This is a genomic window from Curtobacterium sp. MCBD17_030 (assembly GCF_003224255.1).
Taxonomy (GTDB): Bacteria; Actinomycetota; Actinomycetes; order Actinomycetales; family Microbacteriaceae; genus Curtobacterium.
In genome coordinates this window covers 192,591-208,297 of the sequence record NZ_QKLI01000004.1, presented here as the reverse complement: position 1 = coordinate 208,297, position 15,707 = coordinate 192,591, and the positions used below count along the sequence as shown (strand labels likewise).

Here is a 15,707-nt window from a genome sequence, read left to right as displayed (position 1 = left end):
CGGTGTGTCACCGTCGGTCAGGCCCCGGCCTGCTCCAGTCGCTCCAGCGTACGCCGTCGCTCGGCCTGCTCCGTCGGGTCCGGCACCGGCAGCGAGGCGAGCAGCCGCCGCGTGTACGGGTGCTGCGGGGCGCCGAGCACCTCGGCCGTGGTGCCGGTCTCGACCAGGTCACCGCGGTACAGCACGGCGATCCGGTCGGACAGTGCACCGACGACGGCGAGGTCGTGGCTGATGAACAGCGACGCGAAGCCGAAGTCCTGCTGGAGCTCGAGGAACAGCTCCAGCACGCGCGCCTGGACCGACACGTCGAGCGCACTCGTCGGCTCGTCGGCGATGAGCAGCTTCGGCCGGAGCGCCAGCGACCGCGCGAGCGAGGCACGCTGCCGCTGTCCGCCGGAGAGCTCGTGCGGGTACCGGTCGCCGTACGCGGCGGGCAGCTGCACGGCCTCCATCAGCTCGTCCACCTGTTTGCGCGCGGCACGCGGCGACGAGGCGACCCCGTGCACGACGAGCGGCTCGGCGACGCACTCGGCGATCGTCAGCAGCGGGTTGAAGGAGGTCGCCGGGTCCTGGAAGACGAACCCGATGTCCTTCCGCAGCCGCTTGAAGTCACGCTCCTTGTACCCGAGCATCTCGGTGCCCAGGACGTTGAGCGAGCCGCCGGTGATCTTCGTCAGGCCGGCGATGGCGCGACCGATGGTGGTCTTGCCCGAGCCGGACTCCCCCACCAGGCCGAGGACCTCACCAGGCCGGATCACCAGGTCGACGCCCTTGACCGCGCGGAAGGCGGGTGAGCCGAGCCGCCCCGGGTACTCGATCTCGAGCCCCTTCGCGGACACGACCGGCTCGACGTCCTCGGTGATGAGGGCACGACGGGCCACGCCGGTCGATGCCTCGAGCCGGGGGACGGCAGCCAGCAGGCGCTTCGTGTAATCGGCCTGCGGGGCGGCGAAGAGCTGCTCCACGGGGGCCTCCTCGACGACCTCGCCCTGGTACATCACGGCGACGCGGTCGGCCAGGTCGGCGACCACGCCCATGTTGTGCGTGATGATGACGATCGCCGCGCCGAACTCGTCGCGGCAGCGGCGGAGCAGGTCGAGGATCTCGGCCTGCACCGTCACGTCGAGGGCGGTGGTCGGCTCGTCGGCGATGATCACGCTGGGCTCGAGGGCGAGCGCGCTGGCGATGACGACGCGCTGCTTCTGTCCGCCGGAGAACTGGTGCGGGTAGTGGTCGACGCGCGTCTCCGGGTCGGGGATGCCGACACGGCGCAGGTAGTCAATCGCCTTCGCGCGGGCCTCCTTCTTGGAGACACCGCCGTGTGCGCGCAGCCCCTCGGCGATCTGCCACCCGACCGTGAACACCGGGTTGAGCGCCGTGGACGGTTCCTGGAAGACCATCGCGCCGGCGGTGCCGCGCAACTCACGCAGCTTCTGAGAACCCACCGCGACGACGTCGGTGCCGTCGAGCAGGACCGCACCACCGAGCGTCGCGGTCTCGGGCATCAACCGGAGCATGCTCCGCGCCGTGACCGACTTGCCCGAGCCGGACTCGCCGACCAGCGCGAGGACCTCGCCGGGTCGGACGTCGATGCTGACGCCCTTGACCGCGTCCACGGCGCCGCCGTCGGTCGCGAAGGTGACGGTGAGGTCGTCGACGACGACGACCGGGTCGGCCGCGGTGCGGCCGGTGTCGGGCTGGAGGCCCGTGGATGCGTTGCTCATGCTGCTGCCCCTTCCGCGTTGGTCGCCTTGTCGCGCGTGGAGACCAGCTGCTTCAACCGCCGGCGTGCGCGCAGGCGGGGATCGGAGATGTCGTTGAGGCTCTCACCGATGAACGTCACACCGAGGACGAGCAGCACGATGGCGACACCGGGGAACACGCCGGTCCACCAGACGCCGCTCGCGACGTCGGACAGTGCACGGCTGAGGTCGTAGCCCCACTCGGCACCCTGGGTCGGGCCGATGCCGAACCCGAGGAAGCCGAGGCCGGCCAGGGTCAGCACCGCGTCACTTGCGTTCAGGGTGAGGATCAGCGGCAGCGACCGGGTCGAGTTCCGGAGCACGTGCCGCGTCATGATGCGCCACGGGTTCGTGCCGATGACCCGGGCGGACTCGACGAAGGCGTCGTTCTTCAGGCGCACGGCCTCGGCACGGACCACCCGGAAGTACTGCGGGATGTAGACGACGGTGATCGAGATCGCCGCCGCCGTGATGCCACCCCAGTAGTTCGAGTTTCCGCCGGAGACCACGATCGAGACGACGATGGCGAGCAGCAGCGACGGGAACGCGTAGATCGCGTCGGCGACGACCACGAGCACGCGGTCGAGCCAGCCGCCGATGTACCCGGAGACCATGCCGAGGACGACGCCGATCGCGATGGAGACCACCACCGCGACGATGACGACGAGCACCGCGGTGCGCGCGCCGTAGATGACGCGACTGAACACGTCGAGGCCGCCGACGGTGGTGCCCCAGATGTGCTCGGCGCTCGGGGCGCCGGTGCGGGGGAAGTTCACGCCGTCGGCACCCTGCTGGTCACCGAAGCCGTACGGCGCGATGAGCGGGGCGAAGACCGCGACGAGCAGGTAGAGGGCGCAGATGACCACGCCGACGATGAGCATGGCGCGTTGCCACCCGGTGCTCCGACGGAGCTGGACGACGACGGGGAGCCGCTTCCACAGCGGCTCGTGGCGGTCGACGAGGGTGATGTCGGACATCGTCAGAACCTCACTCTCGGGTCGATGAGCGCCGCGACGACGTCGACGACGAAGTTCGTGACGGCGACGATCACCGCCAGCATCGCGACGATGCCCTGCACGGCGACGAAGTCACGGGCGGACAGGTACTGGTTGAGCTCGAACCCGAGCCCCCGCCAGCCGAAGGTGGTCTCGGTGAGCACCGAGCCGCCGAGCAGCATGGCGATCTGCAGCCCCATCACGGTGATGATCGGCACGAGCGCCGGACGGAACGCGTGCGTCCGGACGAGCCGTGACTCGCGCACACCCCGGGAGCGGGCGGCGTCGACGTACTCGGACCCGAGGGAGCCGATCATGTTCGCCCGCACCAGTCGGAGGAAGATGCCGGCGGTCAGCAGGCCGAGCGTCAGCGCCGGCAGGACCGCGTGCTGCAGGACGTCGCTGATGATCTGGCCGTTGCCGGTGCGGATCGCGTCGATGAGGAACACCCCGGTGGGGTTCTCGATCCGGTCCAGGATGAGTTGCACCCGGGTCGAGGCCCGGTCGCCGAGCGGCAACCACCCGAGCCAGACCGAGAAGACGAGCTTGAGCAGCAGGCCGCCGAAGAACACCGGCGTGGCGTACGTCAGGATCGCGAGGGCACGGAGCAGCACGTCGGGCCACTTGTCGCGCAGGTAGGCGGCGAGCATGCCGAGCGGGATGCCGAGCACCAGGGCGACGATGAGGGCGTAGAACACCAGCTCCGCCGTGGCGCCGCCGTACTGCAGGATGATCTCGGTCACCGGGCGGTTGTCCGTGACGGACGAGCCGAAGTCACCTCGGACGATCTGGCCGAGGTACTCGATGTACTGGACGATCACCGGGCGGTCGTAACCGGCGGCGTGCAGGCGTTCCTGCAGCTGCGTGGGCGTGAGCCGCCCACCGACCGAGGCGGTGATCGGGTTCCCGACGACACGCATCAGGAAGAAGACCAGTGTCACCAGGATGAACACGGTCGGGAAGATCAGGAGGAAGCGGATGAGGATGTACCGGCCGAGTCCGCCGCCCTGTCCCTTGGCACGTCGCTGTGCCTGGGGTTTCGTGGGCTCGGTCTCGATCGCCTCGGGGTTCGTGAGGGTCACGGGGTCTGTGCCTTTCGCATGACGCCGAGAGGGGGCGCCCCTCGTGGGAGCGCCCCCTTCCGTCCGTCTGGTTACTTGGTGATGGTCCCGTAGCGGAACTTGAAGGACGCGTCGAGGGTGACACCCTTGACGTCCTTGCCGGCCACGGCGACCGACTTGCCCTGCAGGAGCGGGAGGGTCGAGATCTGCTCGGCCTCACGCTGCTGGGCCTTCTCGATGATCGCGGCACGCTTGTCGGCGTCCGACTCTTCCTGCTCGTCGGCGATCAGACCCTGGATGGTCGGGTCGTCGTAGTGGTTCTGCACGAAGTTGTCCTTCGTGAAGAACGGCGAGAGGTAGTTGTCGGCGTCCGAGAAGTCCGGGAACCAACCGAGCTGGTACAGCGGGTAGGCGTCCTTCGTGCGCTCCACGGCGTAGGTCGTGTAGACCGTCGACTGGATGTTCACGGTGAACAGGCCGGAGTCCTCGAGCTGGGTCTTCAGCGTGGCGTACTCGTCGTCCGAGGCCGAGCCGTAGTGGTCCGGCGAGTACTGGATGTCGAGCTCGATCTTGCCCGAGACACCGGCGTCGGCCAGCGTCTTCTTGGCCTTGTCGACGTCCGGCGCACCGTTGCCGTCACCGTAGAGCGACTTGAACGGCGTGGCGGCACCGGTCAGACCGTCCGGCACCATCGAGTAGACGGGCGTGTAGGTGTCGTTGTAGACCTCCTTGGCGAGCTCGTCACGGTCGACGACGTCCGCGACGGCCTGGCGCACGGCCAGGGCCTTCGCGTCGTCGGCGTCGCTCTGGCCGGTGCCGAAGGGCTGCGTCTTGAAGTTGAAGACCACGTAGCGGATCTCGCCGCCGGGGCCGTCGATGACCTGCAGCTTCGAGTCCTTGCGGAGCGACGAGATGTCGGTCGGGGTCAGGGAGCGGTACGCCACGTCGACGTCGCCCTTCTGGACCGCGAGCTTCAGGTCGGTCTCCTTGGTGAAGTACTGGGCGGTGACGTCCTTGGTCTTCGCCTTGTCGAGGACACCGTCGTACTTGTCGTTCGCCTCGTACGCGATCAGGTCGTTCTCCTTGTAGGAGGTGATCTTGTACTGGCCGGCGAAGGCGTTGCCCTTGACGATGTCGTCCGCGCTGGTGAGCTTCGTCGCCGAGAACACGTCCTCGTCGACGATCGGACCGGCGGGGCTGGAGAGCACCTGCGGCCAGGTCTGGTCGGCGTGGTCGAGGTGGAAGACGACCGTCGTGGCGTCCGGCGTGTCGATGCTCTTGAGGTTCGCGAGCAGCGACCACGGGCCGTTGTCGTTCTTGATCTTCAGGTCACGCTCGAACGAGAACTTGACGTCGCTCGAGGTGAGCTTGTTGCCGTTCGCGAACTCGAGACCCTTCTTCAGGGTGACCTCGTACGTGGTCGGGTCGGTGAACTCCGCCTTCGTGGCGATGTCCGGCTCGACGTCCGGGCTGCCCGTCGGGGTGTTCATGAGGAACGGGAACACCTGGTTCTGCACGGCGAACGAGCCGTTGTCGTACGAGCCGGCCGGGTCGAGCGACGTGATCTTGTCGGTCGTGCCGATGATCAGGCCGTCGAGGTCGCCGGAGCCACCGCTGGTGCCGCCTGCGCAGCCGGTGAGGACGAGCGCGGTCGCCGCGGCGCCGGCGCCGAGTGCGAGGGTGCGCTTGCCCCATGTGGAAACGGATGCCATGTCCGATTGCCTCTCTGATGTGGTTGCAGGAGTCCTGGGACCGAGTGGAACGGGCTGTGTCCGGTCGCAGGGACGTTCAATGGTCACACCATGCCAGACATCAGGAGGCACCGGGGACCGATTGTTTACACCGCTGTAACGCAGGATCGCGCCTGCGAGCGCATGATCGGAGGCGGTGTGTCCGGCGCGGCGCGCAGCTTCCTTGCGCCCCGACGTCGACTGTTGCGTGGGGCAACTCCTCGGTTCCGCGGGGATCGCGGGCGTCCCGAGCGCACCCGACGCTCCTCGGCAGGGTGCGGTGCCGTGGCGCGCTCAGGCGCCGGGAGTGTCCGCGCGGAGCCGCATCCGCTGGGCGTCGAGGTCCATCAGCTGGCGCTGCACATCTGCCCGACGCTCCTGGTCGGACGGGTCGGTGCGCTGCAGTTGTCCGAGCAGCGATGCCTTCCGCGCGAGCAGGTCGCGTTCCACCAGGGCGACCACGATGCCTCGGCAGTAGATCGCCAGGTCCTCGTCCGAGCGGGCCGGGATCGGTGCGAGTGCGAGCTCCTGCACGAGTGATCGGAACGGGGCCGGTACGTCGCCGAGCAGCTTGTCGAGCCACGCCCGGTCCCCCACCGCGTCGATGTTCGCGATGACGGCGTCACGGACGACCGAGAGCATGCGCGCCGAGAACGTCGCCGACGCCGCCAGCACGAGCAGTGGGACGCCGACGGACTGCGGCTGCTGCACCATCGCCATCACCGCGTCGCGCTCCATCCGCGCGATCGGGTCGTCCGGCAGCGACCGGATGCTCGCCTGCGGCTCCTCGGGCACGACCGGACCATCGCCGTTGTGTCCGGACCCGGTCTGCCCGGCGCCGGACGCGCCTCCCGCACGAGAGCCCTGCGCGCCGTCTGCCGGACGACGACGGACCGCGGCGACCGCACGGCGGACGTCCTCGATGTCCATCCCGAGCCACCCGGCGGTGTTCCGGATGTAGCCGTCGGCGAGTGCCCGGTCGCGGATGTCCGCGATGACGGGTGCGCACTCGCGGAGCCCGCCGACCCGGCCCTCTACCGTGTCCAGGTCGTGGCCGTCGAGCCGGCGGCGGATCATGAACTCGAACATCGGGCGGCGGTTCTCCACCAGGCGGCGGATCGCGTCGTCCCCGCGGGCCAGTCGGAGGTCGCACGGGTCGAGCCCGCCCGGAGCGACCGCGACGTACGTCTGCGAGGCGAAACGCTGCTCCTCGGCGAACGCGCGGGAGGCGGCGCGCTGCCCCGCCTCGTCCGGGTCGAACGTGAACACGATCTGCCCGAGCTGCGAGACGTGCTGTCCGGCGGAGTCGCCGAGCATCGGGCGGAGGACCTTGATGTGGTCGACGCCGAACGACGTGCCACAGGTGGCGACCGCGGTGGTGATGCCGGCGAGGTGGCACGCCATGACGTCGGTGTAGCCCTCGACGATGACGACCTGCTTGCCCTTCGCGATCTCCTTGCGGGCCAGGTCGAGCCCGTAGAGCACCTGGCTCTTGTGGTAGATCGGGGTCTCCGGCGTGTTCAGGTACTTCGGGCCCTTGTCGTCCTCGAGCAGGCGGCGGGCTCCGAACCCGATCGTCGCCCCGGTGACGTCGCGGATCGGCCACATCAGGCGTCCGCGGAACCGGTCGTACGGGGACCGGTCACCCTGGCTGACCAGACCGGCCGCGACGATCTCGTCGATGCTGAACCGCAGGCCGCGCAGGTGGTCCTTGAGTGCGTCGAACGACTTGGGGGCGAACCCGACGCCGAAGTGCTGCGCGGCCGCCGGGTCGAAGCCGCGCTCCCCGAGGAACCGGCGTGCCGGCTCGGCGGCAGCCGTGGTCAGCTGCGCGGTGAAGAACGCCAGCGCGGCCTCGTTCGCCGCGATCAGCCGGGCACGGGCGTTGTAGTCGGTGCGGGGGCCGTCGCCCTCTTCGTAGTGGAGCGTGAAGCCGATCTTCGCGGCCATCCGCTCGACGGCCTCCTGGAAGGTCGTGTGGTCCTGGGACATCAGGAAGCTGAAGACGTCGCCGTCCTCGCCACAGCCGAAGCAGTGGTACCGGCCGACCTGGGGGCGGACGTGGAACGACGGGGTGCGCTCGTCGTGGAAGGGGCACAGGCCCTTGAGCGAGCCGACGCCGGCGGACTTCAGCGTGACGTAATCGCCCACGACGTCGGCGATGTCGACGCGCGCGCGGACCTCGTCGATGTCGTTCCGCGCGATCAGCCCTGCCACCCGACGATTCTAGTTCGGCGCGCCGACGACGACCGACCGGCGTGGACGGCGGTGGTCGGCGACGGCTCAGACCGCGATGTGGACGGGCTCGCGCTCCCCCACGACCAGGCGCTTGTGCCACGCCAGGGCACCCTGGTCCGTGAGGCTGGCGACCTGGTCGACGACGGCCCGGAGTCGCCCGGCGTCGTCCCCGGCGGCGCGCCAGTCGGCGGCGAACCCGGGCTCGAGCGCCGAGTCCTCGCGCGCGGCTATCGCGTCGAGCAGCTCGGTCAGGATCCGCCGCTGGTCCTCGTAGACGGGCTGTCGGTCCCCCTGCGTCATCACGAATGCCGCGACGATGCCCTTGAGGACGGCGATCTCGCCGATGATCTCCGGCGGGGTGACCACGCTCGCCGCGAACCGGACGAGCGACCCGGAGGCGTACGCCTGCCGCGTGGCGGTCGTCGCGGTGCGGGCGAACCGCCCGATGAGCTGACTGGTCAGGTTCTTGAGACGGGCCTGGTCCTGCCGGGAGCCGTCGTAGGCGGTCATCCAGAGCGACATCCCACGCAGCCGGTCGAACGCCTCGAGCAGTTCGTCGCGGCTGAGGTCGTCGCCCACCCACGCGTGCATGGCGGTGACGATGTCGTTCTCGCCGACCCGGTCCCCGAGCGCTGCGACGTCGATGAAGCCCGCGACCACGGCGTCCTCGAAGTCGTGCACCGAGTACGCGATGTCGTCGGACAGGTCCATCACCTGGGCCTCGATGCAGCGCTGCCGACGGGGTGCGCCGGCACGGAGCCAGGCGAACGCCTCGTGGTCGTCGTCGTAGAAGCCGAACTTCGTGCGCCCGGACGATGCTTCGCCGACGCCCTGGGACGCCGGCCACGGGTACTTGCAGCTGGCGTCCAGGGAAGCGCGCGTCAGGTTCAGTCCGTAGGCGCGTCCGTCGTCGCCGTAGACCTTCGGCTCGAGCCGGGTGAGCAGTCGGAGGGTCTGCGCGTTGCCCTCGAACCCGCCGATGCCGACGGCCCAGGCGTTGACCGCGGTCTCGCCGTTGTGGCCGAACGGTGGGTGGCCGATGTCGTGCGCCAGGCATGCCGTGTCGACGACGTCCGGATCGAGCCCCAGGCTGTCGGCGAGCTCGCGCCCGACCTGGGCGACCTCGAGCGAGTGCGTCAGGCGGTTCCGGGCGAAGTCCAGGCCCGTCGTCGGGCTGAGCACCTGGGTCTTCGCGGCCAGGCGTCGCAGCGCACTGGAGTGCAGCAGGCGGGCACGGTCGCGGGCGAAGTCGCTCCGCCGGTTGCCGTGTTCCTCGGGGAACCAGCGGTCGGCGTCGGCCGGACCGTACGACGAGGTGGCGCTCATCCGCCGCTGTGGTGCATCTCGGCGGCGGCCAGGACCTTGCGGAACTCCGAGTCGACGTCGCGGCTCTCGAGCCAGCGGTCCGGCAGCGCGGTCCGCTTCGCGTGACCGGCACGACCACGCGGGCCCTCGACGTCGGCGCCGGGGTAGGGCGCGGCCCAGTCGAGCTGGCCGAGCAGGTCGTCGATCTCCTGCAGGCTGGAGGCCATCGCCAGGCCGGAGCGGACCTCGCCACCGATCGGGTAGCCCTTGAAGTACCAGGCCACGTGCTTCCGGATGTCCCGGCAACCGTGCTCTTCCGACTCGAAGAACTCGACGAGCAGTTCGGCATGCCGACGGAAGGCGACCGCGACGTCGCCGAGGCTCGGCGCCGCACGGAGGTCCTCGCCACGGAACGCCGCCGCGAGGTCGCCGAACAGCCACGGGCGGCCGAGGCACCCACGACCGACGACCACGCCGTCGCAGCCGGTCTCGTCGACCATCCGCAGGGCGTCGGCGGCGGACCAGATGTCCCCGTTGCCGAGGACCGGGATGTCGGTGATCGTCTCCTTGAGGGTCGCGATCGCCGACCAGTCGGCCTGCCCGGAGTAGTGCTCGTTGGCGGTGCGGGCATGCAGCGCGACGCTCGCGACACCGGCGTCGCGCGCGATGCGGGCGGCGTCGAGGTAGGTCAGGTGGTCACCGTCGATGCCCTTGCGCATCTTCACGGTGACCGGGACGTCGCCTGCGGCCTTGACGGTCTTCGTGACGAGGTCGCGGAACAGGTCGAGCTTCCACGGCAGTGCCGCTCCGCCGCCCTTCCGCGTGACCTTCGGCACCGGGCAGCCGAAGTTCAGGTCGATGTGGTCCGCGCGGTCTTCGCCGACCAGGATCGTGGCGGCTTCTGCGACGGTGTTCGGCTCGACGCCGTACAGCTGGATCGACCGCGGCGTCTCGGACTCGTGGTGCCGGATGAGCCGCATCGACTCGGGCGTCCGCTCGACCAGGGCACGGGACGTGATCATCTCGCACACGTACAACCCGGCGCCGTACTCACGGCAGAGGCGGCGGTACGCCATGTTCGTGATGCCGGCCATCGGGGCGAGCACGACGGGCGCATCGACCTGGATCGGGCCGATGCGCAGTGGTGCTGCTGCTGCTTGTGTGATCGTCATACGACACCCATTCTCCCACGTCGTCGCCCGCGGGTAGCGTTCTCCACATGACCGTTCCGGATGCCGTCACCCGCTTCGACTCCGACGCCGCCGCCCGCGGCCTCGACGTGCAGGTCGTCGAGCGTCCTGCCGCCGACTCGCTGGAGGGCGCCGCGGCACTGCTCGGCATCGATCCCGGCGACATCGTGAAGACCCTGGTCGTGAAGCGGCACGACGGTGGCTTCCTGCTGGCGCTCGTCCCCGGCGGGCGGAGCATCGCGTGGAAGAAGCTCCGCACGGTCGTCGGCGTGAACAAGCTCTCGATGCCCGATGCGGCGACCGCCCTCGATGCGAGCGGCTACGAGCGCGGCACCATCACCCCGATCGGCGCGACCGGTGACCTGCCCGTCTTCGCCGACGAGCGGGTGCTCGGGCGACGGATCGCCCTCGGTGCCGGGCGGCACGGCGCGAGCGCCTTCGTCGACGGCGATGCCCTCGTCGCCGCCTACGGCGCGACGGTCGCCGACATCACCGACGAGGAACCCGTCCGCCCTTGACGGGCGTCGCGCAGCGCGCGGGTCGCGCCCCACTGCGCACGTCGCACCGGTCGAGCCCCGCCGCGCACGTCGCACCGGTCGCGCACCCGTGCGCGCGTCGCGCCCCGTTCCGCACGTAGCGCCCCGTCGGAACAGGGCGCGATGTTCGTGACGGGGCGCCACGCCGCCGACGGCGGACACGGAACGGGGCGCGGCGACGCGGACGGTGACGGCGCGCACGGCACCGAGCGGGCCGCGCCGCCCCGTGACGGCAGGCGCCGTCAGTCCGGGACCTCGGACCAGTCCCCCTCGGCGCCCGGCACGAAGCACGAGTCGCCCTCGCAGACGGGGGCGCCGCCGGGCGTGACGAACGTCAGCAGTGCGGGTCGTCCCTCCAGGCCGGCCGGGAGGCCCGACCCGGCACCCAGCGGAACCGCCGCGCCCGTCATCGGGTCGCCTCGGCATCCGCTGCCGCGTCGTCCTCGGCGCGCTGGGCGGCCTCGGCCACCTCGGCGGGGGTGGCCTCACGGAGGGCGACCACCTGACGGAGGACCTGCTCGAACACCGCCGGGTCCTGTGCACCGGAGACGCCGTACTTGCCGTCGATGACGAAGAACGGGACGCCGTTGATGCCGTACGCCTGGGCCTGCTCCTGGTCGGCGCGGACGGCGGCGAGCTGGGCGTCGTCGCGGAGGGTGGCGAGGACCTCGTCGCGGTCGAGCCCGACCTCGGCGGCGAGGTCGGCCAGCGACTCGTCCTGCCCGACGTGCTCGCCGCGTTCGAAGTAGGCGGTGAAGAGCCGCTCGACCATCTCGAGCTGCTTGCCGTGCTGCTTCGCGACGTGGATGACCTGGTGCGCCTTGACGGTGTTCGTGTGCCGCAGGGCGTCGTAGTCGTAGTGCAGGTCGACCTGGGCGGCGATGCCGGCGACCTGGTCGATCATCTGCTGGGCTTGCTGCACCGGGAGGCCCTTGTGCTGCGAGAGGAACTCGGCCTCGGTGCCCTCGAAGTCGACGGGGGTGTCCGGGCTCAGCTCGAAGGAGTGGTACTCGACCTCGACCGGGCCGCCGAACGCGGAGACGCCCGCCTCGAACTTGCGCTTGCCGATGTAGCACCAGGGGCAGGCGATGTCCGACCAGACATCGACCTTCACGGAGTCGTCCATGCTGAGCCCAACGCGCGCCGGTGCCGCGCATTCCCGGCGCCGACACGGCGCTACGCCGGCACGGCGGCACGGCGTCGTCCGGCTGGGCACAACGGAAACCGCCCCGCGCCACGGGATCCCGTGGCGCGGGGCGGTTCCTGTTGGGCGAGTCCGACCGGCACCGCGCGGCCGTGACCGCGCCGCTACGCGCCGAGCAGCCGCTCGGCCAGGAAGCCCTGCAGGCGGTCGAGGCCGACGCGCTCCTGGCCCATCGTGTCGCGCTCGCGCACCGTGACGGCCTTGTCCTCGAGCGTGTCGAAGTCGACCGTGATGCAGAACGGCGTACCGATCTCGTCGTGGCGCCGGTAGCGACGGCCGATCGCGCCGGCGTCGTCGAAGTCCACGTTCCAGGTCTTGCGCAGGTCGTCGGCCAGGCCGCGGGCGACCGGCGACAGCTGCTCGTTGCGGGACAGCGGCAGGACCGCGGCCTTCACGGGCGCCAGGCGCGGGTCGAGGCGCAGCACGGTGCGCTTGTCGACGCCGCCCTTCGCGTTCGGGGCCTCGTCCTCGTGGTAGGAGTCGAGCAGGAACGCCATGAGCGCACGGGTCAGGCCGAAGGACGGCTCGATGACGTACGGCACGTACTTCTCGTTCGCGGCCTGGTCGAAGTAGCGGAGGTCCTGCCCCGACGCCTCGATGTGGTTCTTCAGGTCGAAGTCGGTGCGGTTCGCGACGCCCATGAGCTCGCCCCACTCGGTGCCGGCGAACCCGAAGCGGTACTCGATGTCGGCGGTCGCGTCGGAGTAGTGCGCCCGCTCGCCGTCCGGCACGTCGAAGCGGCGGAGGTTCTCCGGGTCGATGCCGAGGTCGGTGTAGAACGCGACGGCGTCGGCGATCCACTGCTCGTAGTGCTCCTGGGCCGAGGCCGGCGGGACGAAGTACTCGATCTCCATCTGCTCGAACTCGCGGGTGCGGAAGATGAAGTTGCCCGGCGTGATCTCGTTGCGGAACGCCTTGCCGACCTGACCGATGCCGAACGGGGGCTTCATGCGGCTGGTCGTGACCACCTGCGCGAAGTCGACGAAGATGCCCTGCGCCGTCTCCGGGCGCAGGAAGTTCAGGCCCTCCTCCGACTCGACCGGCCCGAGGTAGGTCTTGAGCATGCCGCTGAACTCGCGGGGCTCGGTCCACTCGCCGCGGGTGCCGCAGTTCGGGCAGGCGATCTCGGCCATGCCACCCTCGGGCGCGCGGCCCTTCTTCGCCTCGAACGCCTCGAGCAGGTGGTCCTCGCGGAAGCGGTGGTGGCAGTGCAGGCACTCGACGAGCGGGTCGGTGAAGGTCGCGACGTGCCCGGAGGCCTCCCACACCTTGCGGGGCAGGATGACGGCGGAGTCCAGGCCGACCATGTCACCGCGGCCGCGGACGAACCGCTGCCACCACTGGCGCTTGATGTTCTCCTTGAGCTCCACACCGAGGGGCCCGTAGTCCCATGCGGAGCGGGATCCGCCGTAGATCTCCCCCGACTGGAAGACGAACCCACGGCGCTTGGCCAGGGCGATGACGCTGTCGAGACGGGAGGGCTGTGCCACGTGGAGCTCCTGTGTTCGCCGAGCTGGGTGCTCGGTGTTGCGGGCGGACCCGGCAATGCTAGCGGCCCGGGAGGCCCATCCCGCCCCCGCCCGGACGCCTCACCTGCTCGACGCGCCCGGCTCCACCCCCGCCAGCGCCGCCGCCGCGGTGCGCACGTCGTCCTCGTCGTTCCACAGGTGGAACGCGATCCGCAGCCGTCCGGCCCGCCCCGAGGCGGTGAGTCCTGCGGCGGTGAGCGCACGCAGCCCGGTGCCGTCGGCGTCTGGGAAGGTGATGATCGCCTGCCCGCCCGAATGCTGCCCCTGCCGCGGCGCCCCCAGGGCGTCGCAGAGCCGGTCTGCGAGACCGGTGGCGTGCCTCCAGGTCGACTGCGCGTCGAGCGAGGTGGCGTGCCGGAGGGCGGCGACCGCGCCGGGCCACGCCTGCCAGGCCGGCGAGACGTCGAAGCGGCGGGCGTCGTCGGCCAGCCGCATGGCGGGCCCGTAGCAGGAGGACCAGACGTCCTGCCCCGCGTACCACCCGGCCTGCACGGGCCGCAGTCGGCCGAGCGCGGTGTCGGAGAGCGTCATGAAGGCGACCCCGCGGGGTGCGCAGAGCCACTTGTAGGCGTGGGTGATGGTGACGTCGAAGGGAGCGGCGGACACGGGGAGGACGCCGGCGGCCTGCGTGAGGTCGCACAGCGTGAGTGCTCCGACGCGTCGGGCCGCGGCGACGACCGGGTCGGGGTCGGTGACGACGCCGGTGGCGGACTGCACGGCTGACCAGGCGACGAGCGCGGTGTCCGGGCCGATCGACGCGGCGAGTTCGACGAGGGGGACGCTCCGGACCCGGACGCCGCGGTGCGCCTGCGCCAGGAAGGGGAAGACGACGGAGCTGAAGTCGCCGTCGGGGACGACCACCTCGGCGCCGTCGGGCAGGGCGTCGGCGACGACGGCGGCCATCACCGAGGTCTGCGATCCGGTCGCGACCCGCGCTGCCGGGACGTCGACCAGGTCCGCGAAGAGCGCGCGCCCCTCCTCGACGAGGGCGCCGTAGTGGGCCGGCGAGGTCTCGGCACGGGACCAGGCGTCGAGGTCTGCGCGTTGCGCGGCGAGGGTGCCGCTCGACGGGAGGCCGGCGGTGCACGCAGCGAGGTACCCGCGGCCGGCGGGGAACGAGTCCGTGGGGAACGAGTCCATGTCCGACAGGGTCCCTCCACCGGAGCCATCACGCCAGAGCAGCTTCGTTGTGCCACCGGTAACATCGCGTGATGGACGACATCGACCCGCAGCTGCTCCGAGTCCTCCGAGCCGTCGCCGACAGCGGGTCGATCACCCGCGCTGCCGTCGCGCTCGGGTCGAGCCAACCGGCCGTCAGTCAGCTGCTCACCCGGGCGGAACAGCGTCTCGGGCACGCGCTCGTCCTACGCGGTGCACGCGGCGCGACCCTCACACACGCCGGGCAGGTGCTCGCCGACCATGCCCTGCACGTGCAGGCCGCACTGACCGCCGCCCGCGAGGACCTCGACGCCGTCGGCGGGCTCACCCGTGGGCGCGTGCGGTTGGCCGGCTTCCCGAGTGCCTCGTCCGCCCTGGTGCCCGCGGTGCTCGCCCGGATGGCGGTGACGGCTCCGGGCGTGACGACCTCGTACGTCGAGGTCGAACCGCCCGAGGCGCTCGATCTGCTGCGTGGCGGCGAGGTCGACGTCGCACTCACCTTCACCTACGCCGGCGACGAGGTCGGGGCCGTCCCGGACCCGGGGCTCGTCACCCGTCCGCTCGGGCGTGACCCGCTCGCCCTGGTGACGCCGGTCGCTGCGGACGGTGGCGGCCTGCCGGGAGGCCCGGATGCCGTCCGCCCCGCCGGCTCCACCGCCGTGGACCTCGCGTCCCACCGCGACGCCCGCTGGATCGGCGGGTGCCCGCGGTGCCGCGGCCACCTGCTCGCCTCGTGCGCGACGGCGGGGTTCACGCCGGAGATCGTCCTCGAGACGGACAACGCGGCCGCGGTCGTGGGACTCGTCGCCGCCGGGCTCGGGGTGGCGCTGCTCCCCCGGCTCGCGCTCGCGACGACGGTCATCCCCGCCGGAGTGTCGGTCGACCCCGTGGACGACGACCTGGCTCGGCGCGTCGAGGTGGTCGTGGCCCGCGGGGCGGAGCGCGTGCCGAGCGTCCGGGCGGCGCTGGAAGCGGTGCGGTCGGCGGCACACCTCCTCGCCTGACGCGCGGCCGACTCC

At 71.0% G+C, this 15,707-nt stretch carries 13 protein-coding genes; 2 read left to right on the top strand and 11 right to left on the bottom strand.

Annotation, left to right across the window (positions count from 1 at the left end):
- Positions 1-17: 17 nt before the first annotated feature.
- The 7 genes from DEI89_RS06225 to dusB all read right to left on the bottom strand — a co-directional run bounded on the left by DEI89_RS06225 (position 18) and on the right by dusB (position 10,243).
- On the bottom strand, positions 18-1,724 hold the full coding sequence (locus tag DEI89_RS06225; RefSeq protein ID WP_110903165.1) for an ABC transporter ATP-binding protein: 1,707 nt from the start codon (positions 1,722-1,724) through the stop codon (positions 18-20).
- Positions 1,721-2,719 (bottom strand): ABC transporter permease, encoded by a 999-nt coding sequence (locus tag DEI89_RS06220; protein WP_110903164.1) that lies wholly within the window; start codon positions 2,717-2,719, stop codon positions 1,721-1,723. Before DEI89_RS06220 ends, DEI89_RS06225 begins: the two co-directional genes overlap by 4 nt.
- Positions 2,720-2,721: 2 nt before the next feature.
- Positions 2,722-3,819, bottom strand: coding sequence for an ABC transporter permease (locus DEI89_RS06215; protein ID WP_110903163.1), 1,098 nt, complete (start codon positions 3,817-3,819; stop codon positions 2,722-2,724).
- Positions 3,820-3,890: 71 nt separating this feature from the next.
- A complete protein-coding gene (locus DEI89_RS06210) occupies positions 3,891-5,510 on the bottom strand; it encodes an ABC transporter substrate-binding protein (RefSeq protein ID WP_110903162.1) in 1,620 nt (539 codons plus the stop codon).
- Positions 5,511-5,822: 312 nt separating this feature from the next.
- A complete protein-coding gene (dnaG, locus tag DEI89_RS06205; protein ID WP_110903161.1) occupies positions 5,823-7,745 on the bottom strand; it encodes a DNA primase in 1,923 nt (640 codons plus the stop codon).
- Positions 7,746-7,811: 66 nt separating this feature from the next.
- Positions 7,812-9,092 carry a deoxyguanosinetriphosphate triphosphohydrolase gene (locus DEI89_RS06200; RefSeq protein ID WP_110903160.1) on the bottom strand — a complete coding sequence of 427 codons (1,281 nt, stop codon included), beginning with the start codon at positions 9,090-9,092 and terminating at the stop codon, positions 7,812-7,814.
- Positions 9,089-10,243, bottom strand: coding sequence for a tRNA dihydrouridine synthase DusB (gene dusB, locus DEI89_RS06195; RefSeq protein ID WP_110903159.1), 1,155 nt, complete (start codon positions 10,241-10,243; stop codon positions 9,089-9,091). Before dusB ends, DEI89_RS06200 begins: the two co-directional genes overlap by 4 nt.
- Positions 10,244-10,290: 47 nt before the next feature.
- On the opposite strand from dusB, the gene DEI89_RS06190 reads away from it, so the two are divergent.
- On the top strand, positions 10,291-10,779 hold the full coding sequence (locus DEI89_RS06190; protein WP_110903158.1) for an aminoacyl-tRNA deacylase: 489 nt from the start codon (positions 10,291-10,293) through the stop codon (positions 10,777-10,779).
- Between the two features lie 260 nt (positions 10,780-11,039).
- On the opposite strand, the gene DEI89_RS17600 is transcribed toward DEI89_RS06190, so the two are convergent.
- From DEI89_RS17600 to DEI89_RS06175, 4 genes are all read right to left on the bottom strand, one after another.
- Complete coding sequence (locus tag DEI89_RS17600; RefSeq protein WP_181421524.1) at positions 11,040-11,207, bottom strand: hypothetical protein; 168 nt, start codon at positions 11,205-11,207, stop codon at positions 11,040-11,042.
- Positions 11,204-11,923: a DsbA family protein gene (locus DEI89_RS06185; RefSeq protein ID WP_110903157.1), complete on the bottom strand. Its 720-nt coding sequence runs from the start codon at positions 11,921-11,923 to the stop codon at positions 11,204-11,206. The genes DEI89_RS17600 and DEI89_RS06185 overlap by 4 nt, the downstream gene beginning before the upstream one ends.
- Positions 11,924-12,105: 182 nt before the next feature.
- Positions 12,106-13,491 carry a glycine--tRNA ligase gene (locus tag DEI89_RS06180; protein ID WP_110903156.1) on the bottom strand — a complete coding sequence of 462 codons (1,386 nt, stop codon included), beginning with the start codon at positions 13,489-13,491 and terminating at the stop codon, positions 12,106-12,108.
- 99 nt (positions 13,492-13,590) lie between these two features.
- Positions 13,591-14,670 carry an aminotransferase class V-fold PLP-dependent enzyme gene (locus tag DEI89_RS06175; RefSeq protein ID WP_110903155.1) on the bottom strand — a complete coding sequence of 360 codons (1,080 nt, stop codon included), beginning with the start codon at positions 14,668-14,670 and terminating at the stop codon, positions 13,591-13,593.
- A 71-nt stretch (positions 14,671-14,741) separates the two neighbouring features.
- On the opposite strand from DEI89_RS06175, the gene DEI89_RS06170 reads away from it, so the two are divergent.
- A complete protein-coding gene (locus DEI89_RS06170) occupies positions 14,742-15,692 on the top strand; it encodes a LysR substrate-binding domain-containing protein (RefSeq protein WP_110903154.1) in 951 nt (316 codons plus the stop codon).
- Positions 15,693-15,707: the final 15 nt, after the last annotated feature.